Annotated in this window: 19 protein-coding genes; 10 read left to right on the forward strand and 9 right to left on the reverse strand. The window is 52.8% G+C overall.

Translation table 11 applies throughout. The features are described 5' to 3' along the window. Positions 1-16 precede the first annotated feature (16 nt). The gene (locus tag LJ739_RS09160; protein WP_229159666.1) at positions 17-646 is read right to left on the reverse strand and encodes an NUDIX hydrolase; all 630 of its coding nucleotides are present in this window, start codon (positions 644-646) and stop codon (positions 17-19) included. 94 nt (positions 647-740) lie between these two features. Between LJ739_RS09160 and LJ739_RS09165 the strand changes: the two genes are divergently transcribed. Both LJ739_RS09165 and LJ739_RS09170 read left to right on the forward strand, forming a co-directional pair. Then, positions 741-1,799 carry an efflux RND transporter periplasmic adaptor subunit gene (locus LJ739_RS09165; protein ID WP_229159668.1) on the forward strand — a complete coding sequence of 353 codons (1,059 nt, stop codon included), beginning with the start codon at positions 741-743 and terminating at the stop codon, positions 1,797-1,799. A 2-nt stretch (positions 1,800-1,801) separates the two neighbouring features. Continuing rightward, positions 1,802-4,933, forward strand: a complete 3,132-nt coding sequence (locus LJ739_RS09170) for an efflux RND transporter permease subunit (RefSeq protein WP_229159670.1) — start codon at positions 1,802-1,804, stop codon at positions 4,931-4,933. Between the two features lie 61 nt (positions 4,934-4,994). Here LJ739_RS09170 and rpoD read toward each other — a convergent pair whose 3' ends face one another. From rpoD to rpsU, 4 genes are all read right to left on the reverse strand, one after another. Next, the gene (rpoD, locus tag LJ739_RS09175; protein WP_267494307.1) at positions 4,995-6,851 is read right to left on the reverse strand and encodes an RNA polymerase sigma factor RpoD; all 1,857 of its coding nucleotides are present in this window, start codon (positions 6,849-6,851) and stop codon (positions 4,995-4,997) included. A 156-nt stretch (positions 6,852-7,007) separates the two neighbouring features. Then, a complete protein-coding gene (gene dnaG / locus LJ739_RS09180) occupies positions 7,008-8,801 on the reverse strand; it encodes a DNA primase (RefSeq protein ID WP_229159681.1) in 1,794 nt (597 codons plus the stop codon). Positions 8,802-8,905: 104 nt separating this feature from the next. Further along, positions 8,906-9,355, reverse strand: a complete 450-nt coding sequence (locus LJ739_RS09185) for a GatB/YqeY domain-containing protein (RefSeq protein WP_229160674.1) — start codon at positions 9,353-9,355, stop codon at positions 8,906-8,908. An 87-nt stretch (positions 9,356-9,442) separates the two neighbouring features. Continuing rightward, positions 9,443-9,658, reverse strand: coding sequence for a 30S ribosomal protein S21 (gene rpsU / locus LJ739_RS09190; RefSeq protein WP_008845199.1), 216 nt, complete (start codon positions 9,656-9,658; stop codon positions 9,443-9,445). Between the two features lie 208 nt (positions 9,659-9,866). Here rpsU and tsaD point away from each other — a divergent pair, with 208 nt between their 5' ends. Then, the gene (tsaD, locus tag LJ739_RS09195) at positions 9,867-10,880 is read left to right on the forward strand and encodes a tRNA (adenosine(37)-N6)-threonylcarbamoyltransferase complex transferase subunit TsaD (protein WP_229159684.1); all 1,014 of its coding nucleotides are present in this window, start codon (positions 9,867-9,869) and stop codon (positions 10,878-10,880) included. A 1-nt stretch (position 10,881) separates the two neighbouring features. On the opposite strand, the gene plsY is transcribed toward tsaD, so the two are convergent. Then, the gene (gene plsY, locus LJ739_RS09200) at positions 10,882-11,484 is read right to left on the reverse strand and encodes a glycerol-3-phosphate 1-O-acyltransferase PlsY (protein WP_229159686.1); all 603 of its coding nucleotides are present in this window, start codon (positions 11,482-11,484) and stop codon (positions 10,882-10,884) included. Positions 11,485-11,586: 102 nt separating this feature from the next. Here plsY and folB point away from each other — a divergent pair, with 102 nt between their 5' ends. From folB to LJ739_RS09220, 4 genes are read left to right on the forward strand one after another with little or no spacing between them, the layout of a single operon-like run. Then, positions 11,587-11,940 (forward strand): dihydroneopterin aldolase, encoded by a 354-nt coding sequence (folB, locus tag LJ739_RS09205; protein ID WP_229159688.1) that lies wholly within the window; start codon positions 11,587-11,589, stop codon positions 11,938-11,940. A gap of 2 nt (positions 11,941-11,942) precedes the next feature. Then, a complete protein-coding gene (gene folK / locus LJ739_RS09210; protein WP_229159690.1) occupies positions 11,943-12,449 on the forward strand; it encodes a 2-amino-4-hydroxy-6-hydroxymethyldihydropteridine diphosphokinase in 507 nt (168 codons plus the stop codon). Further along, positions 12,436-13,236: an undecaprenyl-diphosphate phosphatase gene (locus LJ739_RS09215; RefSeq protein WP_229159694.1), complete on the forward strand. Its 801-nt coding sequence runs from the start codon at positions 12,436-12,438 to the stop codon at positions 13,234-13,236. The genes folK and LJ739_RS09215 overlap by 14 nt, the downstream gene beginning before the upstream one ends. 29 nt (positions 13,237-13,265) lie before the next feature. Then, positions 13,266-13,631, forward strand: coding sequence for a histidine triad nucleotide-binding protein (locus LJ739_RS09220; protein WP_229159696.1), 366 nt, complete (start codon positions 13,266-13,268; stop codon positions 13,629-13,631). Positions 13,632-13,674: 43 nt separating this feature from the next. On the opposite strand, the gene LJ739_RS09225 is transcribed toward LJ739_RS09220, so the two are convergent. Next, complete coding sequence (locus LJ739_RS09225) at positions 13,675-15,357, reverse strand: dipeptidyl-peptidase 3 family protein (RefSeq protein WP_229159703.1); 1,683 nt, start codon at positions 15,355-15,357, stop codon at positions 13,675-13,677. A 294-nt stretch (positions 15,358-15,651) separates the two neighbouring features. Between LJ739_RS09225 and LJ739_RS09230 the strand changes: the two genes are divergently transcribed. Further along, positions 15,652-16,485, forward strand: coding sequence for an HDOD domain-containing protein (locus LJ739_RS09230; protein WP_229159705.1), 834 nt, complete (start codon positions 15,652-15,654; stop codon positions 16,483-16,485). 63 nt (positions 16,486-16,548) lie between these two features. Here LJ739_RS09230 and rdgC read toward each other — a convergent pair whose 3' ends face one another. After that, positions 16,549-17,451 carry a recombination-associated protein RdgC gene (gene rdgC, locus LJ739_RS09235; RefSeq protein WP_229159707.1) on the reverse strand — a complete coding sequence of 301 codons (903 nt, stop codon included), beginning with the start codon at positions 17,449-17,451 and terminating at the stop codon, positions 16,549-16,551. A 113-nt stretch (positions 17,452-17,564) separates the two neighbouring features. Continuing rightward, the gene (locus LJ739_RS09240; RefSeq protein WP_229159709.1) at positions 17,565-19,295 is read right to left on the reverse strand and encodes a sensor histidine kinase; all 1,731 of its coding nucleotides are present in this window, start codon (positions 19,293-19,295) and stop codon (positions 17,565-17,567) included. 237 nt (positions 19,296-19,532) lie between these two features. Here LJ739_RS09240 and phoB point away from each other — a divergent pair, with 237 nt between their 5' ends. Further along, positions 19,533-20,222, forward strand: coding sequence for a phosphate regulon transcriptional regulator PhoB (gene phoB / locus LJ739_RS09245; protein ID WP_229159711.1), 690 nt, complete (start codon positions 19,533-19,535; stop codon positions 20,220-20,222). A 61-nt stretch (positions 20,223-20,283) separates the two neighbouring features. After that, entirely contained in the window at positions 20,284-21,609 is a 1,326-nt protein-coding gene (gene phoR, locus LJ739_RS09250) for a phosphate regulon sensor histidine kinase PhoR (protein ID WP_229159713.1), read from the forward strand.

The following is a 21,609-nucleotide window of genomic DNA, read 5'->3' on the forward strand; positions in this document are numbered from 1 at the left end:
TGCCCACTCACGACCGCTAATGGCCACCATTTTCCGTTGAAATGACCTCGTTTGGTGATTCGGTAGTCGCTGTTGGTGGGGCCTCAGTCGACGGAATCTGTGGCGACAGTGAACTGTCGGCAACGCTGTCTCTAGTGCGGTTAAACATATCCAGCATGGTCAGGTGTTGAGGGGGGAAGCGCCATTGCTTGGCATGGGTTGCAAACGGGTCCTGGATCAGGATTTCGCTTACTTCCGTGCGCGACCAGTCGGGTACAGGAAGGGATTGGTCTTGTTCAGAAAATCCACCGCTGGCGATACATTCATACACTTCAAAGCCTGCTTCGAAGGTGCCAAGGTGTTGTCGCACTTCCACGTTCAGCCCGGTTTCCTCAAAGGTTTCGCGGTGCGCGGTGCATTGGGCCGATTCACCGGTATGTGCGGTCCCACCCGGCAGGTCGAGCTTGCCACTCACACGGTGGCGTAGCATCAACATATGATTGCCGTACCGAATGATGCAACCCGCGTTGGCGGTCGGGCGAGGTTCAACCGTGTCGGCAACGCGACAGGCCGGGGGGGAGGGCATCGGCTCGGAACAGCCCAGTGCGAGCAACACACCGATAAATGCGATAAATCGAAGTCTGGATGGATAAAATTCACGTACCATAGCTGATTGCTTTTTTGTTCACTATGCTAAACACAGTCTATTCTCCAACGACACTGGTTGTGAGAAGACCCCAAAACGATAAGAAGGTTGATGAATGGCAAGCCACTTTAGACTGTCTCCATTGTTACTCGCCGTGGTTATGCTGGCGGGCTTTGTTGCCTACCTGTACTGGCCGCAGACGGCGAACAAAAATCAACGCCAGGAATCTGTTACCCCTGTTACGGTGCATACGGTACATGAACAACCCTTCGCCGTCATCATTGAAGCGCTGGGTACCGCCAAAGCCAATGAGTCTGTGTCGATCACTGCGCAGAAAAGCGACATTGTTCAGTCGCTGGCGTTTGATGACGGGCAGATGGTAGAGCAGGGCCAGTTGCTGTTGCAACTTCGAGATCGCGAAGAGCGCTCGCGGGTCAACGAGCTGGAAGTCAATTTGAAAGAAGCGCAACGCCAATTAAAGCGAATCACCAATCTGCGTCGTGAAAGTGTCGCGTCGGAACAGTTGCTGGATGAACAGCAAGCCAAAGTGAATGCGCTGGAAGCCCAACTCGATGTCGCGTTGGCACAGCTGAAGGAGTTGGAAATCCGCGCACCCTTTTCGGGATTGTTGGGCATACGTCAGGTCAGCATCGGCGCATTGGTTTCACCGGGTGATGTGATCACCACGCTGGACGACATTCATCGGATCAAAGTGGACTTCAGTATTGCCGAGAGCCACTTGCCCAGTGTGGCACCGGGACAGCAGGTCAAGGCCCGCTCTGTGGCCTATCCGGGCGAGCTGTTTGAAGGCACCATCAGCAGTATTGACTCCCGTGTTGATCCGGTGACCCGGGCCATCAATGTGAGGGCGTTGGTCGATAACCCCGACAACAAACTGCGCCCGGGTATGCTGCTACAAATCGATTTACGCAAAGCGGTCCTCAATACGCTGGTGGTGCCGGAAGCGGCGCTGATCCCGGTTGAAGATCACCAGTTTGTGTTCGTTGTCGACGGCGATAGGGTCAGCCGCAAAGCGGTTGAGGTCGGACGGCGCAAGCCCGGGGAAGCGCAGATTGTTTCCGGGTTGAAAGAAGGCGATCAAGTCGTGGTTGAAGGGGCGTTGCGGTTGCGTGATGGCGCCAAGGTCAACGTCTTGAATGCCCAGGAGGGTTGAGCATGTTGTTGTCCGATGTGGCGGTAAAACGCCCGGTCTTCGCGTCGGTCGTCAATCTGCTACTGATTGTGTTCGGCCTGGTTGCGATCAGCTTTCTGTCGCTACGGGAATACCCTGACATTGATCCGCCGATTGTGTCGATCAACACCAACTATCCGGGCGCGTCCGCCAATATCGTGGAAACCCGTATCACCCAACTGTTGGAAGATCGTATCAGTGGCATCGAAGGGATCAAGAACATCACTTCGACCAGCCGCAATGGCCGTTCCAACATCAGTATCGAGTTCAATTTGTCCCGCGACATTGACGCCGCATCAAATGACGTCCGTGAGCGAGTCAGCCGGGCGCTGAATAACCTGCCGGACCAGGCCGAGCCACCGGAGGTGTCAAAGTCCAATTCCGATGAAGATGTGATTGTCTGGTATAACCTGCGCAGTGACAATCTGTCGGTGATGGAGCTGACCGATTATGCCGATCGGTTCATTGTCGATCGGTTGTCGATCGCCGAAGGCGTTGCCCGGGTTCGTATTGGCGGAGGCCGCCGCTATGCCATGAAGGTGTGGCTGGATCGCAATGCCATGGCGGCGCGGGATATCACCGTCACGGACGTGGAGCGGGTAATACGCAGTGAAAACGTAGAACTGCCCGCCGGTGAAGTGGAGTCCATTAACCGTGATTTCGAAGTGCGGGTAGCGCGTACCTTTCTTACCCCGGATGATTTTGCCCAGCTGACCATAAAAGCCGGTGCCGATGGTTACCTGGTAAAACTGGGTGAAGTGGCCAAGGTTGAGCTGGCTGCGGAAGACGACGAAACGGAATTCCGCGGTGATGGCGTCAACATGATTGGCCTTGGGATCGTAAAGCAATCCAAAGCCAACACCCTGGAAGTGGCACGCTCAGCCCGCGAAGCGATAGAAAAAGTTCAGGCAACGTTGCCGGAAAACATTTTCATCGTGCCCAGTTATGACTCCTCGGTGTTTATCGAAGAATCGATCAATGAAGTGTACGACACCCTGGCCATCGCCATGCTGATGGTGGTGGTGGTGATTTACCTGTTTCTGGGCAATGTCAGGGCTACCCTCATCCCGGCGGTTACCGTACCGGTCTCTCTGGTCGCCGCCTTTATTGTCATGTACGCACTGGGCTTTTCGATCAACCTGCTGACGTTGCTGGCATTGGTACTGGCTATCGGTTTGGTGGTGGATGACTCGATTGTGGTGCTGGAAAACATTTACCGCCGTATAGAGTTAGGTGAACCGCCCCTGCTGGCAGCCTACCGTGGTGCCCGCGAGGTCGGGTTTGCCGTCATTGCGACCACGTTGGTATTGATTGCCGTGTTCGTACCGCTGGTTTTTCTGCAGGGCAACATCGGTCGCCTGTTTACCGAATTCGCGCTGGCCATCGCCGCCGCCGTGGCATTCTCCAGTGTCACCGCATTGACGTTGTCACCCATGCTCAGCTCAAAGCTGTTGAGCCGGCGCGAGCGTAGCTCACGGGTCGGTCAGATGATCGACAAAGGGTTTAATAAGGTTGAAGCCGGCTATTTCAATTCCTTGGGCAAGACCTTGCATCAGCCGTATCTGATGGCGGCGCTGATCGTATTGTCGATTGGCGCGCTGGTGCAACTGAGCGAACGTATTCCCAGCGAATTCGTCCCACAGGAAGACCGAGGTACGTTCTTTATCGCCATGCAGGCGGCGGAAGGCGCCAGCTTTGAAAGCAACGCTGCCAACCTTAAGAAGATTGAATCCATGCTGCTGCCTTATCTGGACACCGGCGAAGTCAACCGCGTGTTGGTGCGGGTGCCAGGCTTCGGTGGCAGCGCGGGTATCGCGATTGTGGGAATGGCTAAATGGGACGAGCGGGAACGCAGTACCTTTGAGGTCATGGATGAAGTCAGTGCCAAGCTGTCCAACATACCGGATGTGAGAGCATTCGCCATCATGCGCAGCAGTCTTGGCGGCGGCCTTGGCCGACCGGTGCAGTTCGTATTGCAGGGCAATACCTACGAAGAGCTGGTGGAATGGCGAGACATCATTTTAGACAAGGCAAGGGAAAACCCGGGTCTGGTGCGTCTCGATTCGGATTACAAAGAGACATTGCCACAGCTGGCAATCAACATTGATCGTGAGCGCGCGGCAGATCTCGGCGTGTCCATTTCAGACATCGGCCGCACGCTGGAAACCATGCTGGGACAGCGCCGGGTATCAAGCTACCTCGATCGAGGACAGGAGTACGATGTGATCATGGAAGGGTGGGAAGCCGACTTCCGTAGCCCACAGAGCATCGACAACCTGTATGTGCGTTCCAATCGCAGCAACCAGTTGATCCCGATGGACAACCTGCTGACGGTCTCTGAGCGAGCCACCTCGGATCGTTTGAACCGCTACAACCGCATGCGCAGCATTACCATCAGCGCCAACCTCGCACCGGGGTATACCGTTGGTGAAGCTCTGACTTATCTGGAAAATCTGGTCAAAACAGAATTGCCGGCGGCCGTGTCGATTGATTACAAGGGCGAGTCACAGTTGTACAAAGAGTCTGGCTCTTCGGTACTGTTTGTATTCCTGATGGCACTGGCTGTGACCTACCTGGTATTGGCAGCACAGTTTGAGAGCTGGGTGCATCCACTGGTGATAATGCTTACCGTGCCGCTGGCCCTGGTGGGGGCCTTTATCGGCCTCTATGTGATGGGCATGTCGCTGAATATCTACAGCCAGATCGGGTTGGTTATGCTGATCGGTCTGGCGGCCAAAAACGGCATTCTTATTGTCGAATTTACCAACCAGTTGCGTGATGCCGGGATGGCCTTCGAAGACGCACTGCGTAAAGCCTCTGCCTTGCGCCTGCGGCCCATCGTGATGACAGGCTTCACCACGGTCTTTTCGGCCTTGCCGCTGGTACTTGCCACCGGTCCCGGCGCGGAAAGCCGTATGGTGATAGGCGTGGTTATTTTTGCCGGCGTATTGTTATCCGCGTTTATGACCCTGTACGTGGTACCGATTGCGTACTACTGGCTGGCTCGTAAGACTGGCTCGCCAATGGCGCTGGCACATGCCATTGATGATCTGGAAGCACAGTACCCGTTTAAAAAGGGTCAGCTGCATGAAGTGAAAAATGCCCCGGAGCCGTGAGTTGGCGCAGAGACAATAAAAAGCCCCGCATTTGCGGGGCTTTTTTGTGTCTGTTGACGGCTTACTCGTCGAGAAAGCTTTTCAGTTGCTCAGAGCGACTGGGGTGGCGCAATTTACGCAGCGCTTTGGCTTCGATCTGACGAATACGCTCACGGGTAACGTCAAATTGTTTGCCCACTTCTTCCAGCGTATGGTCAGTGTTCATGTCGATACCGAACCGCATGCGCAATACTTTGGCTTCACGGGCTGTAAGACCGGCCAGCACTTCCTGAGTGGCGTCTTTCAGGCTGCCACCGGTGGCTGAATCGAGGGGCTGAATAATCGTGCTGTCCTCGATAAAGTCACCCAGATGCGAATCTTCATCATCACCGATGGGGGTTTCCATCGAGATGGGCTCCTTGGCGATTTTCAACACCTTACGAATTTTGTCTTCGGGCATCAGCATGCGTTCTGACAACTCTTCCGGCGTCGGTTCACGTCCCATTTCCTGCAACATCTGGCGTGAAATGCGGTTCAGTTTATTGATGGTCTCAATCATGTGCACCGGGATACGGATGGTACGCGCCTGATCCGCGATTGAGCGGGTAATGGCTTGTCGGATCCACCAGGTTGCATAGGTAGAGAATTTGTAACCACGACGGTATTCGAACTTGTCCACTGCCTTCATCAGGCCGATGTTACCTTCCTGGATCAAATCCAGGAACTGTAAGCCCCGGTTGGTGTACTTTTTAGCGATGGAGATAACCAGACGCAGGTTGGCTTCAACCATTTCTTTTTTGGCCCGACGTGCCTTGGCTTCACCAATCGACATGCGACGGTTGATGTCTTTGATATCAACGATTTCCAGGCCAGTTTCTTCTTCTACCTGGTTCATTTTCGAGATAGCACGTTCGATTTCTTCTTTGTAACCTTTCAGCGCGTCAACGTAATCGGCACCGGAGGCAAGGGCGCCGTGCAACCATTCGGTTGACGTTTCGTTGCCAGCAAACGCTTTGATGAAATCTTTCTTGGGCATTTTGGCGTTCATGACGCAGTGTTTCATGACAATGCGTTCCTGAACACGTACACGGTCCATCATTTCACGCATGTTACGTACCATGCGATCGAACTGTTTGGGGACCAGACGGAATTCTTTGAAGATTTCGCTCAGGTTGAGGATTTCTTTGCGTGCCTCGTCATGGGCGCGGCCCTTGCTGGCGATAACATCGCGGGTGACGGCATACTGATCACGCAACGTGGCAAACTTTTCTCGCGCCAGTTCCGGATCAACGCCGGTATCATCATCCTCTTCCTCGTCCTCGTCCTCATCATCGTCTTCATCGTCGAGTTCTTCTTCAGACAGTTCGGAGCCGACATGAGTGGCGGTCGGTGCAAGATCCTGCTCTTCATTCGGGTCAACAAAACCGATGATAATATCGCTGAGGCGAATTTCTTCCGCTTCGTACAGGTCCCATTGATCCAACAGGTAGGTGATCGCTTCAGGGTACTCGGCAACCGAGCACTGAACCTGATTGATGCCTTCTTCGATGCGCTTGGCGATCTCGATTTCACCTTCGCGGGTCAGTAGTTCTACCGTACCCATTTCACGCATGTACATACGCACCGGGTCGGTGGTGCGGCCGATTTCGCTTTCTACGGTTGCCAGGGCCTGTGCCGCGGCTTCGGCGACTTCTTCGTCAGCCGTGTTATCTTGCATCAACAGTTCATCGGAGTCTGGTGCAGACTCAAACACCTGAATACCCATGTCGTTGATCATGCGGATGATGTCTTCAATCTGATCAGAATCAACGATATCCTGGGGAAGGTGGTCATTGACTTCCGCAAATGTCAGGTAACCTTGTTCTTTACCTTTTGCGATGAGGAGTTTGATCTGAGACTGCTTGCTTTGCACCATATAACTTACACTTCTCGAATTCAGTTGGGGTTGCGCCGAACGCTTACGAGGCGTACTGTTCGACAACAATTATGCTTGCTTTCACCTAGGCGTCAGCGAATTAGCCAGTATAGCAGAAATCCTGACCATACGGCTAGCGTTGATGGTTAAAAACTCCACATCATTGTGACGTCAACCGGATTACTTTTGTTCCCGCATTAACAAATTCAATTCTTGTTTTTCTTCGGGGCTTAACTGACCCACACGGGATTTACCCAAAAGCTCTTCCATGCGGCCTTGCAGTAGCCAGTTCACCAATTTGGCAAAGCTGTCCCTGTACAGGGTGCCCTTGTCACCCAGAGCATGTTCCAGGGTCTTGGCACCGCGGTACTGACTATCACTGGCAAGCAACTTGGTCAGGCTGTTGATATGGGGGTGATCCCTGAAATGTTCAAGGATATTTGCACTGGTGTAGCGCGGATTCGCCAGACAGATTTGATGCACATCGTTGAGGACATCCAGGCCTGCAACCGACATCCCCATCAATGAACGTGGATCGACCTGGGGGTGTTCAGCGGCCAGTGATGGTTGATCCAGTAACAACCTGATCATCATACGAACCGGCGACAGGGTACTTTTCGCCGGTCGCCCACTGTCCGAGGCCCGGTAACGGCCCATCTGCTGGGCTTGCTTAAGACCTTGCTGTAATTGGTACTGACTGTGCTCACCCAACAGCTTGCTGAGCTCTTCTTCGAGGATGGCACGCTGATGATCACCCTGGATTTTCTCGATCAGTGGGATCGCCTGGGCTTTCAGTGCGGCCTTTCCTTCGGCACTGGAAAGGGTGTGTTTCTTGAGCAGACTTTCAAAGAAAAAACGCGACAGAGGAATGGCTTGATCCAGACTGTTTTCGAAGCCCTCTTTACCGACCTGGCGGATCTGGGTATCCGGATCTTCGCCGTCGGGAAGAAACAGAAAACGCATCTGCACGCCATCTTTCAGGTAGGGAAGGGCGTTTTCAAGCGCCCGCCACGCAGCTTCCCGGCCAGCCCTGTCACCGTCATAACAACAGACGATTTCAGGTGCCGTGCGAAACAGCATTTGAACATGTTCGGGGGTCGTGGCGGTACCGAGGCTGGCCACCGCATAATGAATGTCGTATTGGCCTAACGCCACCACGTCCATGTAGCCCTCTACGATCAGTACGCGCTCTACGCTGCGGTTATGCTGTCGGACGTGATAATAACCGTACAGTTCACTGCCCTTGTGGAAAACCCGGGTTTCCGGCGAGTTCAGGTATTTCGGCCCGCCATCGTCCAGTACCCGGCCCCCGAAACCGATGACGCGGCCGCGTTTGTCACGAATAGGGAACATGATCCGGTCACGGAAGAAGTCGTAGCGGCGACGATTGTCGTTTTCGGTGATCACCTTCAAATCCAGCAGTTGTTGCTGTCGTTGTGGGGTGGTGCCAAAGGTCTTTAGCACGCCATCCCATTCAGGTGGGGCATAACCAATCTCAAAGGTCTTGACGATTTCTCCGCTTAACCCGCGGCCTTTGAGGTAATCAATCGCTTTGTCCCGTTGAGGATGGGTTTTCAGTTGTTGGGCAAAAAAGCGCGCAACCTGTTCCAATAACGCATAGTCGTCTTCTTTCTGAGCCCGCTGGCTGGCGCTGGGAGCGGGTGTTCCACCCTGTTCCCGGGGCACGTCCAGGCCGTGAAAACGGGCCAGTTCTTCAACCGCTTCAGGAAACTCCAGACGATCGTATTCCATCATGAAGGAGATCGCATTGCCGTGGGCGCCACAGCCGAAACAATGGTAAAATTGTTTGTCCTGGCTGACAGTGAATGATGGCGATTTTTCGTTGTGAAAGGGGCAGCAAGCCTGGTAGTTTTTGCCGGCTTTTTTGAGCTTTACGCGGCTGTCTACCAAGTCGACGATGTCTGTTCGTGCAATCAGATCGTCGATGAATTCCCGCGGAATACGTCCAGCCATGCTACTCGTAGTGGTTTACAAAAAGGGGCTTCACTGTAGCGCCTGTTGTGCGCCGGGACAAGCCTGTTGTGTCACAATGCAGTGGGTCAATCCGCTGATGCGGACTAGGCGCCGGTAAGACGGGCTTTGATCTGGCCGCTCAATGCGCCCATGTCGGTTCTGCCCTGAACTTTGGGTTTCAACCAACCCATGACTTTGCCCATGTCCTGCATACCCGCTGCGCCGGTGGCCTGCATCGCTTCGCCAATCAAATCGGCCAGTTCTGCGTCGGTCAGAGGTTGAGGCATAAAGGTTTGAAGTACCTGTATCTCGGCGTCTTCAATATCCGCCAGATCAGTACGACCGGCGTCACGGTATTGACTGGAAGCATCCTGGCGTTGCTTGATCATCTTGGTGATGATGGCAAGGATATCACTGTCGCCCAGTTCAATACGTTCGTCGATTTCACGTTGCTTGATGGCAGCCATTGCCATACGGATGGTACCTAAACGAATTTTGTCCTTCGCACGCATTGCGTCTTTCTGGGCAGTTTTTAATTCGTCAAGCAGTGCCATAGGAATGCCTTCTTCAATCAACGGGAAAGGGGGAATGTGCAGAATCAGCAGCACGCCAGGCCACAGGCCCGGCGAACCGGTGAGATCTTAGTACAACTTGATGCGACGAGCGTTTTCGCGAGCCAACTTCTTCAGATGACGCTTTTTCGCTGCGGCTTTCTTGCGCTTACGTTCCCAAGTAGGCTTCTCGAAGAACTCACGACGACGTACTTCAGACAGAACACCTGCTTTTTCACATGAACGCTTGAAACGACGCAGAGCAACGTCAAATGGTTCGTTTTCTCTAACTTTAACGATTGGCATTAAAATCTCACCTCAAAACTTATCGGTTATTACCGCCGGGTTAAATATTCACCGGCTCGGTTAAAAATGGTGCGGAATTTTAATCATATCCATACATAATGTAAAGGCTTTATCGGGGATAAATCGTTAAAAAAGCCCCCTGGCATGGCGTTATTGTCGATGCGCAGGTAAACTTGCCGCCCATTGTAACACGGAACAAAAGACCATTATGCGCGTATTGGGAATCGAGACATCCTGTGATGAAACCGGTGTCGCTATTATTGATAGCCAACAAGGGCTACTGGCGCACCAGCTGTACAGCCAGGTAAAGCTGCATGCTGACTATGGTGGTGTGGTGCCGGAGCTGGCCTCCCGGGACCATGTGCGCAAGTTGATCCCCCTTATCGAAGCAGCACTGGATGAAGCCAGTTGTGCCGCCAGTGATATTGATGGCATCGCCTATACCCGTGGTCCCGGCCTGGTCGGGGCGTTGTTGGTCGGGGCATCGGTGGCCCGAAGCCTCGGCTATGCCTGGCAAGTTCCGGTATTGGGCGTCCATCATATGGAAGGCCACCTGCTGGCGCCGATGCTGGAAGAACGGCAACCCGAGTTTCCCTTCGTGGCCCTGTTGGTGTCCGGCGGGCATACCATGCTGGTCGATGTACAGGGAATTGGTCAATATCAGGTGTTGGGTGAGTCGATTGATGACGCAGCCGGTGAAGCCTTTGACAAAACGGCCAAAATCATGGGACTTGATTACCCTGGCGGGCCTCGACTGGCGAAATTGGCAGAGCAAGGCCAGCCCGGACACTACCAGTTTCCCCGTCCGATGACCGACCGGCCTGGGCTGGACTTCAGTTTCAGCGGGCTGAAAACCTTTGCCGCCAATACCATTCGTAATGCTGAGGACGACCCTCAAACCCGCGCCAATATCGCTTACGCCTTTCAGGAAGCGGTGGTTGATACGCTGGCGATCAAGTGCAAGCGTGCACTGCAGCAGACCGGTCGCAAGCGACTGGTTATCGCAGGAGGTGTAAGTGCTAACTTACATTTGCGTGAGCAACTCCAGAAGATCATGACCAAGTTACGCGGTGAAGTGTTTTATCCTCAATTGGCATTTTGCACCGACAATGGCGCCATGATTGCCTACGCCGGACTGCAGCGATTGCTGGCCGGGCAGGTGGATGGTGACGATGTTCGCGCCAAACCACGCTGGCCGCTGGAGGAGCTGGCTCCACTGTAACTCACTCGTTGGTGCGTCCTTTGTCCCAGATGCGCCCTTCTTCGCCGCGCCACAAGCGAACAATGTTGGCGCGGTGACGAGCAATGATGAGCACCGATAGCATGGCTACCGGCAGGGTATATGCTGGCTTGATCCAGAACGTAAACAGTGGCGCAAACCCCACCGCGATGATGGCCGCCAGCGACGAGTAACCACTGACAAACACCACCACAATCCAACAACTGATCAGTAATCCGGCCAGCGACAGGCCGATGGGCAGCATGGCACCAAATGCAGTCGCCACTGCTTTACCACCCCGAAAGCCGAAAAATAATGGGAAAATGTGACCAAGACAGGCGGCGACAGCAATAAGGCCGAGGAACAACGGCTCGATCCCCAGAAAATACGATCCCCACACCGGAATGGTGCCTTTGAGGATATCGCAGATCAGCACCAGCACTGCGGGCAAGCGTCCGCCCAGACGAAACACGTTGGTTGCTCCGGGATTGTTGGAACCGTGCCGACGGGGGTCCGGTAATCCGAACGCCCGGCATACCAGCACCGCACTGGACAGTGAGCCTAACAGGTAAGCGCCGACGAGGAGTAAAAGGGTCAGTGCGGTCATATACTTGCCTTTCTGTTCGCGTTAAACTTGCCGGATTCTCGGCGGTGGGCTGTTACCCTAGCACTGTACGCCATTCTGGTAAATTAACTGCGCGGATCTCTGATGGATAAGATCATTCTTCGTGAATTACAGCTAATGGCGCTGATAGGCGTGTACGACTTTGAACGGGAAGCCCCGCAGGCGCTGCTTGCGGATGTCGAGTTGACGGTAGACCTGCAAAAAGCACAACACAGTGACGATGTGGCAGACACCGTCGATTATGCCGCGCTGGCAGAGTGGATGGTAAACAGCGCAGCGAGCACCGATTTCCAGTTACTCGAAGCCTTGGCCGGTCATCTGATAAATGGCATTCTGGCCACTTATCCTGCCACCGAAGTGACGTTGGAACTGACCAAGCCTGGTATTCTCGACAATGCCAGGGCTGTCAGTGTGCGCCTCACCCGGCGGGCCGCCTGAACATGGCCCGTATCTACATTAGCCTTGGCACCAACATCGATAGAGCGCGTAATACCCGAAGCGGACTGGATGCATTGCACGACCATTTCGGTGCGCTGACCTGTTCCCGTTTGTACGAAAGTGAAGCGGTGGGGTTTCAGGGCAACCCGTTTTATAACATGGTGATTGCCGCCGACACCGAACAGTCCATTGCTCAAGTAGTACAGTGTCTGAAACGCATTGAGCAGGACAACGGGCGAGTGCGTGGGGAGAAGAAATTCGCGCCGCGTACCCTCGATTTAGATCTGCTGTTATACGATGATATTGTGTGTCAGGAGCCGGTCGTATTGCCCCGTGAAGAGATCTGCTTTAACGCGTTTGTCTTGTTACCGCTGGCGGAAATTGCCCCTGAACGGGTGCACCCGGTAAATCAGACAAGCTACGCTGACCTGTGGTCAGCCTACACCACACCACAACGATTGTGGCCGATAGACTTTACATGGAGAGGTTCAGAGCATGACCCTGTTTGAAATCATTATTCTGGCAATCATCCAGGGCCTGACCGAGTTTTTGCCGATTTCGAGTTCGGCACATTTGATCCTGCCGTCTGAATTGCTGGGTTGGGATAATCAGGGCCTGGCCTTTGATGTCGCGGTACACGTGGGCAGCTTGCTGGCGGTGATGATTTACTTCCGTGAAGAAATCATCCGTTTAACCGCTGCCTGGTTTCAGCATGGATTGAGTAAGCAACAAACCGATGAGAGCCGGCTTGCCTGGTGGGTGATAGTAGCCACCATCCCGGCTGTATTTGCGGGCTACTTTGGTAAAGCCTTTATTGAACAATATACCCGTTCAGCGCTGGTTATCGCCTGCACCACCATCGGTTTTGGCCTGTTGTTGTGGTATGCCGATTACACTGCCAAACTGCGCAAAAACATCTATCAGCTGACCTGGAAAAGTGCGTTGTGGATCGGTCTGGCCCAGGCGCTGGCCCTGATCCCCGGCACGTCCCGTTCCGGTATCACCATGACCGCCGGTTTGATGCTGGGCTTGAACCGAGAAAGTGCGGCGCGATTTTCCTTTTTGTTGTCCATTCCGGTCATTTTGGGGGCGGGGCTGCTGTCCACGTTGGATCTCCTTGAAGCCAATATCCCTGTCGACTGGAGCGCCATGTTCTACGGCATCGGCTTGTCGTTTGTCAGTGCCTATACCTGTATCTATTTATTTCTTGCCTGGATTGCCAGAATTGGCATGCTGCCGTTTGTCATCTACCGATTGGCACTGGGTGGTGTGTTGCTCGGTTTCGTATTCTGGTAACCGGCGATAGTCCACCTAGGGAGAACGTTATGAGTGACACCATTTTCACCAAAATCATTGCCCGCGAGATCCCGGCAGATATCCTGTTTGAAGATGAGCAGTGCCTGGCATTCAGTGATATTAATCCGCAAGCACCGGTGCATTTTCTGGTTATCCCGAAAAAGCCCATTGCTACCATCAATGACATTGCCGAAGAGGATGAAGCCGTCGTGGGGCATTTGCACCGTATCGCCGCGCAGATCTGTGCTGACAAAGGGGTGGCCGAGCAGGGCTATCGTGTGGTGATGAATTGTAACGAATATGGTGGTCAGACGGTGTATCACATTCACTTGCATGTGCTGGCCGGTAAGCCGATGGGTTGGCCTCCGTATCAGGAAAAACTCAAAACCGCCTAAAAAAAAGCCCGCTTGTGCGGGCTTTTTTGATCCTCTGAGGGGGTTACAGTCCAAGCACATCCTTGCCTTGATTAAAGGTAATGTCGACCGGAATTTTTGCCTCGGATAAGCGCGCCAAGTCTTCTTTGAGCAGCGCTTTGATCAAGCCTTTTTCTTCGACCAGCTTGGCCACGCCGTCGTAGTCACCATCACCCTGAAGGGTCAGGATCAGGTTTGACAAGGCGTCGATGGCTTCACCCATCTTGTCCATGTTGACGCTGTATAAACCGTTGTCATCACGACTGAAGGCGCCGAATTCTTCAAAGAAGTTAAAGCGCACCATATTGGCCTTGCCGTGAGCACTGGATGCACCGAACCGAACAGAACGGAAAATCCCGGCCATAAAGGTGACATAGTAATCTTCCAGCACACCTTCGGTGATAACACCTTTATCCAGCAGCTGGCGCACCATGTACAGGCCCAGAATATCGGCTTTACCTTCTTCCAGCGCCGAAGCATGTTCCTTCAGCGCCTGACGCACTGTCCCGTTGCCATCCAGGGTGTTCTTGATCCCTAACCCATGAGCCACTTCATGGAACATGGTATTGGCAAAAAACGCGGTAAAGGTGATGTGTTGACGTTGCTCTGGCGCAATCAGCTGGTCAGCAATTGGCACCAGGATGTGGTCAAACTTAGCGCGCATGGCATTCTTTAATTGCAAGCGACGGGTGCCCTTGGCCAGTTGCACTTCCTCATCATTGGGCAGGTTGATGGCGATGGTTTTACTGCCTGCGTTAGAATGACCCGCGTAATAAATCACGTCATAGGCGTTCAGGTCGGCATTGGCGCCGGGCATTTCCGCTTTATAGGCATCATCGACCGGCAAGCCCTGTTGCAGCTCTGGCAGGTATGAGGCGTATTTGGCCAGACGCTCACTCCAGGATTGGTCTTTGAGCAACACGTAAGATTCAAACGCGGCACGGTAGCCGTAAAGCTGGTCTTCATAGGTTTCAATCGGGCCGTAGACCAATTCAATCGGGTTGGTTTTCATGTCCATCCAGGCAAAGTCTGAAGCCTGATAGTCATCGCTGAGCAGCGCTTCGGCACGCATTAGCAGGTAGTTGCCGAACGCTTCGTCATCTGCCAACTCGGCTGCCTGACGCAATAATGCGGCGGCCCGTTGCAACGCTTCACTGTAGTATTCTGAGTAGGGCACTGCCATCAGTTGGCCGGCATTGTCTCGGGTTACAATGCTGTACAGCCCGGTTTTGTCGTCGAAGGATGCCTGGTCGAATTCTGCTTTGGTCATGTCATGGGGATAGAATTGCGCACCGGCCGGCTTCTCTTCGGTACCGGAAAGAAAGGCTTCGTCGCCTTTGAGGCGGTCCCACGGACCGTAGTTGATATCGGCAAAACGGCGAACGGCCGGATCTTTCAATGAGGACAACAGCGCTTCTTTGTCGCCGCCATAGGCCTGTTGCCAAAACAGGTCGTCCATGATTTTTGACGCTTCAATCAAAACGCCAACCATTTGCCGCTGGTTGTCAGACAGGCCAGACAAGTCGGCGGTTAAATCAACTGGGTAGTAAATATCCAGCCGTGATTCAAACCCTTCGTTCAGTTGCACAGAGGTGGCCTGTGCAGACGGCGAGCCGGTGGTTGTTTGGGTCGATGTTTGTGGGGCCGGTGAGCAACCGACCAGCATGGCCGCCGTGAGCGCAGCGACAATTTTAGAAGGTCTAAACATGGGACAGCATCTTCCTTATCGTTATCATTGTTGTCGTCAGGATGCCTTATGCAGGCGAAAGCAGGGGTCATGCTACACCTTTCAGGGCACAGACGCACCCCTCCTGCAAAGGGTGGTCTGGGAGGTAAGCTAACTCGTTGCTGCAATTGAATAAAAATTATTCCCGAGGAAAGCGAAAATTAGACCAAAGGTTAGGCACAAGTCGCTTTTACTTTGTTCCAATATGCATAATACTTAACAAAAGCATGGGATTCTCAGAATATCCCCAACAAGAACACTGACAAAGGAAGAATGATGTCAACAGAGAACGCGTTGCTGACGATCCTGGTTGAAAAAATCAATAATGACACACTGGTATTGCCTACCTTACCGGCCATCGCCCTGAAAGTTCGTAAGGCGGCAGACGATCCAGACATCAACCTGCACAAAATGGGTGACGTCATCTCCCAAGACCCTTCCTTGTCGGCGCGGATCATCAAGATTGCCAACAGTGCTTATCTTGGCCGTAGTGTGAAAGTGAATTCCATCAGTCAGGCCGCTACCCGCATTGGTTTGTCGCAAATCAAGAACATTTCTACTGCGCTGGCAATGGAACAGTTATTTGTATCCCGCAACGATCTGGTCAAGGACTATATCACCAAGGTCTGGAATAACACGGTTGACGTGGTTGCCAATGCCATGGCAGCACTGCAGGTATACAGCAAAGGGCACCGCGGTAAGCTTAACCTGGATACGCTGACGCTGGCTGCGCTGGTACATAATATCGGTGTGTTACCGATCCTGACTGAAGCGGAACGACATGAAGATGTGTTCGCCAATCCGACCTTCCTGAATGTCGCGATCCAGAAACTGTCCTGTCCGATTGGTGCGAAAATCATGTTGGACTGGGGCTTTGAGGATGCGTTTGTCAAGGTAGCCGAGAAGTGGCGCGACATGGACTATCAGACTGACAATGTCAGCTACATCGATTTTGTCCGACTGGGGGCAGTGCTTGCAGGAGCCTTTGACAGCCACAAAGACGATGTCATGAACCTGAGTCAGAAAAAGGGCATGTTTGAGGATTTGTCGGTTCTACAGTCTGACGAATTCATTGAAATGCGTGATAACGCCAAAGCCATCTTTGCCTGAGCATCAAACCGGTCGATTAAAAAAAAGCGCCCATCGGGCGCTTTTTTTGTTTCTCAATCGATATCAGGCGTCCGCGCCTAAATCAAACGTTTGCTGCAACCACAGTGCGAAACGCACGATTTCGCCGGACATCAGGGCAAAATCTGCATCTTGTTTAGCAGCCAATTGATCTTTTGGAATGTCGTCGTTTTGTTCACGGATCACATCGGTGAACTTCAGGCGCTTAATGCCCAGATCATCTTCAATCATGGCGGTCAGGGTTTCATCCCAGCCGATGGCCAGTTTGTGGACCAGCTTTCCGGCCTCCAGATGCTGTAGGATCTCTGGCGCTCCCAGGTCCTGATTTTTACACCGAACGATACTGTCGTCGTCGCCACTGGCGCGCAGTTCGGCTTCTTCCAGCAACTCAGTGTTGTCGGGAACCCCTTGGCCTTTTAGCCACAGAGTAAGGTCTGGGGCAATGCTGCGACGGGCCATCGGTACCACCGGTAACGAGCCAATGGCTTTTCGCAGAGTCGCCAAAAAGGCTTCTGCCTTACCGTCGGCAGACGCATCAACCACTACAAGGTTATCTTTCAGAGACAGAAAGCCATGGGTAAAGGTGTTTTTAGTAAACGCCTGCGGCAACAAGCGATGGATGATTTCCTGCTTGAGATCCTGTTGGGCTTTTTTGCCGACTGGAGCGCCGGTTTCGGCCTCAATGGCGGCAACCTTATCAGCCAGTTCGGCGTTAACCACCGTTGATGGCAGCAAGCGTTCCTGCTTTTTGAGCGTTAACCAGATACGGCCATCCGCCACATGCAGCAATTGGTCACCCTGACCGAGCGGGGCGCTCCATCCCATGGTCGCAGTGTCCTGACTGCCACAGGGGCGAAAAGGCTGTTCGGCCAACATGGACTGTAGGTCGTCTTCGTTCAGCGAAAGGGGTTGAGTAAGGGTGTAGAGTTTCAGGTTTTTAAACCACATCGGTACATTCCTGTAGGACTTTGGGCGGGGAGGGCCCCGCACCAGGATACGTCAAAAAGGCTGCAAGCCTATCAGGCTGGGTGGGAAAGTCCAGTACAGGAAAAACAGCTTAACTATACAGCACGCAGCGGGAAGGTGATGTCGTAGGACAACCCTTTGCCTGGCTCGCTGTTCGCTTCAATCTGGCCACCCAGAGTCTGTGTGACCAGATTGTACATGATGTGGGTTCCCAGACCGCTGCCGCCTTTACCCCGTTTGGTGGTAAAAAACGCATCAAAGTGGCGCTGCAAATCATTTTCTGACAAGCCCTTGCCGTTGTCTTTGTAACTGATATGCAGGGTGTCATCTTCGGCCTTGATAACAATGTTGATTTTGCCCTGGCTCATTCCTTCAAAGCCATGAATGAGCGAATTCATGATCATATTGGTGAAGATCTGTGCGATGACGCCAGGCGCGCAGCGGATCACCAAATCGTCAGGGCAATCGATGTCGATACTGTGATCGGTCTTTTTAAAGTTCGGCGCCAGTGACTGAACCACTTCATTCACATAAACCTTCAGATCAACATCCCGTTCCGCTTCACTGGTCTGGTCAACGGCCACTTGCTTGAAGCTGGATACCAGATCGGAGGCGCGATTAAGGTTGCTTAACAGCAGCGTCGTGGTTTGCTCCGCTTCGCTCAAAAAGGCCGTCATGGTTTTGCTGGTCAGTTTCTTGTCTTCAAACGCCTGATGCAGGTTGCGTAAACGTTCCTGCAAGAAACTCGCCGCGGTCACCCCAACCCCAAGTGGCGTGTTGACGTCATGGGCAATACCGGCCACCAAGCCGCCCAGGGAGGCCATGCGCTCTGATTCCACCAGTTGGTCTTTGGCCAGTTGCAAGGTTTGCATCGATTCAGCCAGTTCGGTGTTGCGCTTACGTAACTCGTCTTCGATGTATTGACGATTCTCGTTTTCCTGACGTAATTCACGCTGTTTAACGATCAGTTCATCTTTTTGCTGTTCGAGGTCCAGCATGATTTTTGAAAGAGAGGCCGTTTTCTTGGCCACTTCCTGTTCCAGGAAAATGTTCTGATCGTCGAGCTTGCGGTTGGCGTCGGTAAGCTCATCCTGAGTCAGTTTCAGTCGTCGTTTGTAATCAATCAGATCATCGATGAGCTCGTTGTAAGACGATTGCAGCAGTTTTAACTCGTTATCATCATCAATGTGCACGTGCAGTTTTGACGATTCAGGACGGTCAACATCGAATTCACTGATTTGTTGGGTTAATTCTGACAGGGGTTCTGTCAACATCTGCCGGAAGGCGTTGAGGAACAGGAACACCAGGAAAGCGGTCTTGATGATCGCATTGCCGATCAGGAAAAAGATCCCAACTTCAATACGGCTGAAAATGATGCCGATACTGGAGTACAGGGTTACGTCGCCAACGTTTGATGTGCGACCCGAGAATTCAAAAATCAACGGAAAACTGTAGCCGAACGTTCCGCCGGGGTGGTCCTTCATGACGCCGGTCGTGACCGGTTCCAGGGCTTGCTTGTTGGTGCGTCCGATGTCGGCGATGTATTTGCCGTTTTCATCGCGGATTTGTACACCCTCAACGATCGGCAGCTCCATCAGACCTTCTGCAATGGAGACCGCCTGAGGCGTATTGAGCTCCCATATTGCACGAGTCAAACTGGTACTGAAGGTGTTCTTCAGGGTTTGCAGTTCACTTTCAATATGGTTTTTCGCATTGAGGTATTCCGTCAGGATCTGACCAAAGGTGACGATGAGAGTCAGTATGAAATAAACAGACAACACCCGCGTCAGTAGCTTTCGAGACAATCCTGTTTTGACTTTTGTCATTCACCAACCTTAAACGGCGCTACTGTTACCGCGCACAAAAAATCTCCTGCTGTAGTTAGAATAAACAAAATTACCACAACGGCAAGGTGAAATTTAGGATTTGTAGCGCTTCAACAAAGGCTTATAGGATAGTGAAGGAAAGGTTTGGCGAGAGTTTGACACTTTTATGATAACTTTAATAAATCTGTCATATTTGCGCAGAATAATGAGCGCCAGTGATAAGGCAGGGAAATATAAATGTCCAAACGCGTACTTGTAGTAGAAGATGAAGCGCCCATTCGGGAAATGCTCGAGTTTGTGCTGGTTCAATATGGATTTGAAACTGTGCAGGCTGAAGATTTCCATGTGGCCATGGATAAGCTGGTGGAACCTTACCCAGACATTATCCTGTTGGATTGGATGTTGCCGGGCGGCAGCGGTGTACAGCTGGCGAAAAAGCTCAAGGAACATGAGCATACCCGTGACATCCCGATCATCATGTTAACCGCCCGTGGTGAAGAAGAAGACAAAGTGCGGGGGCTGGAAGCCGGCGCTGATGATTACGTCACCAAACCGTTTTCACCCCGCGAGCTGATTGCCCGCATCAAAGCGGTCATTCGACGCGCAGCACCCACTGCCAGTGAAGAGCCGATTGTGGTGAATGGTTTAATGCTGGATCCCGTGTCTCACCGGGTGACGGTGAATGACGAACCCCTCGACATGGGGCCCACGGAGTTCAAGCTGTTGCACTTTTTTATGGCGCATGCCGAACGGGTGTACAGTCGTGAACAACTGCTGGACAATGTCTGGGGCACCAATGTGTACGTGGAAGACCGCACCGTAGACGTGCATATTCGCCGCTTGCGCAAAGCCATTGATCGTCACGGCCATGACGCGATGATCCAAACCGTACGTGGGGCAGGATATCGTTTTTCAACTAGGGTATAGTTCAGGTTTTACCAAGGTTAGAAAAGCCACGCTTTTCTGTGACGATGAGTGACACTGTAGTATGTACTACCCTTTTTCTCGCAGTGGCACGCTGCTAAAACTCGCCGCATACTTCACGTTGTGTGCGATTTTTGGCGCGTATGTCGGGCATATTGGCTGGGCAATTGCCCTGGGTGCCATGTGTCTGTTGGTGTTGTCCTACCGGCAGTTGTTCAGGCTTAACCATTGGTTATGGCATAGCAAGAAGATGACACCGCCGGTCAGTGAGGGGCTATGGTCGTACATCTACGAAGGCATTTATGTCATGCAGCGACGGGATCGCCGCAAGCGCAAAGAGCTGAGTAAAATGGTCAAGCGTTTCCGGGAGGGGTCGGAAGCGTTACCCGATGCCACGGTAGTGTTGGATGAAGACGGCGCCATTGTCTGGTGTAACAAGCTGGCCCGATTCAGTTTGGGATTGCGCTTTCCGCAGGATTTTGGCCGCCGTATCGATAACCTGATCCGCCATCCCAAATTCCTGGATTACTTCCATGCACGAGAATTTGATAAACCGATCGAGGTCCAGTCTCCACTGAATCAGGACAAGATCCTCGAATACCGCTTCATTCCCTATGGCGACAAGCAGTTATTGCTGATTGCCCGTGACGTGACCAAGTTTGTTCAGCTCGAACAAATGCGTCGTGACTTCGTCGCCAATGTTTCCCATGAATTGCGCACCCCACTCACCGTCATTAGCGGTTATCTGGAAATGGCGCCAGACGATGGCCAACTTCCTGCCAGCGTTCAGCAGAAAGCGTTCAAGGAAATGAGCAGCCAGGCCAAACGCATGCAAACCCTGATTGAAGAGCTGCTGGTGTTGTCTCGAATCGAAGCCAATGTCGATCAGCAATTCGACAATGTGGTTGATGTGCCATCAATGTTACAGACCATTGCCACCGAGGCCAATACGCTGAACCGGGAGAAACAACATGAGATTACTTTCTCGGTTGATCCGCAGCTCAAAGTGTATGGGCTTGAAACCGAGTTGCGCAGCGCCTTTTCTAATCTGATTTTTAATGCCGTGCACTACACTCCGGCACCGGGCAAGATTGAGGTGCGCTGGCAGTTGGAAGGGGAAGATGCTGTGTTCCGCGTCCGGGATAATGGTGAAGGCATTGCTGCCAAGCACCTGAGTCGTCTGACTGAACGCTTTTATCGGGTCGACAAAGCCCGCTCCCGTCGCACGGGCGGCTCCGGATTGGGGCTGGCGATCGTGAAGCACGTGTTGTCGCATCACAACTCTCAATTGATGATTGACAGTGAAGTGAACGTGGGCAGTGAGTTCTGGTTTATTCTGTCCAGTGAGTTGGTGGCGACCGTGTCGCCTCAGACCCTGAAGCAGGGCTAG

Origin of the sequence: Fluctibacter halophilus (genome assembly GCF_020687825.1) — a bacterium.
Lineage (GTDB): Bacteria > Pseudomonadota > Gammaproteobacteria > Enterobacterales > Alteromonadaceae > Fluctibacter > Fluctibacter halophilus.

Coding starts and splice junctions, on each gene's coding strand:
- LJ739_RS09160 (WP_229159666.1), bottom strand. CDS start 646: ATGGTACGTGAATTTTATCCATCCAGACTTCGATTTATCGCATTTATC.
- LJ739_RS09165 (WP_229159668.1), top strand. CDS start 741: ATGGCAAGCCACTTTAGACTGTCTCCATTGTTACTCGCCGTGGTTATG.
- LJ739_RS09170 (WP_229159670.1), top strand. CDS start 1,802: ATGTTGTTGTCCGATGTGGCGGTAAAACGCCCGGTCTTCGCGTCGGTC.
- dnaG (WP_229159681.1), bottom strand. CDS start 8,801: ATGGCTGGACGTATTCCGCGGGAATTCATCGACGATCTGATTGCACGA.
- LJ739_RS09185 (WP_229160674.1), bottom strand. CDS start 9,355: ATGGCACTGCTTGACGAATTAAAAACTGCCCAGAAAGACGCAATGCGT.
- rpsU (WP_008845199.1), bottom strand. CDS start 9,658: ATGCCAATCGTTAAAGTTAGAGAAAACGAACCATTTGACGTTGCTCTG.
- tsaD (WP_229159684.1), top strand. CDS start 9,867: ATGCGCGTATTGGGAATCGAGACATCCTGTGATGAAACCGGTGTCGCT.
- plsY (WP_229159686.1), bottom strand. CDS start 11,484: ATGACCGCACTGACCCTTTTACTCCTCGTCGGCGCTTACCTGTTAGGC.
- folB (WP_229159688.1), top strand. CDS start 11,587: ATGGATAAGATCATTCTTCGTGAATTACAGCTAATGGCGCTGATAGGC.
- folK (WP_229159690.1), top strand. CDS start 11,943: ATGGCCCGTATCTACATTAGCCTTGGCACCAACATCGATAGAGCGCGT.
- LJ739_RS09215 (WP_229159694.1), top strand. CDS start 12,436: ATGACCCTGTTTGAAATCATTATTCTGGCAATCATCCAGGGCCTGACC.
- LJ739_RS09220 (WP_229159696.1), top strand. CDS start 13,266: ATGAGTGACACCATTTTCACCAAAATCATTGCCCGCGAGATCCCGGCA.
- LJ739_RS09225 (WP_229159703.1), bottom strand. CDS start 15,357: ATGTTTAGACCTTCTAAAATTGTCGCTGCGCTCACGGCGGCCATGCTG.
- LJ739_RS09230 (WP_229159705.1), top strand. CDS start 15,652: ATGTCAACAGAGAACGCGTTGCTGACGATCCTGGTTGAAAAAATCAAT.
- rdgC (WP_229159707.1), bottom strand. CDS start 17,451: ATGTGGTTTAAAAACCTGAAACTCTACACCCTTACTCAACCCCTTTCG.
- LJ739_RS09240 (WP_229159709.1), bottom strand. CDS start 19,295: ATGACAAAAGTCAAAACAGGATTGTCTCGAAAGCTACTGACGCGGGTG.
- phoB (WP_229159711.1), top strand. CDS start 19,533: ATGTCCAAACGCGTACTTGTAGTAGAAGATGAAGCGCCCATTCGGGAA.
- phoR (WP_229159713.1), top strand. CDS start 20,284: ATGTACTACCCTTTTTCTCGCAGTGGCACGCTGCTAAAACTCGCCGCA.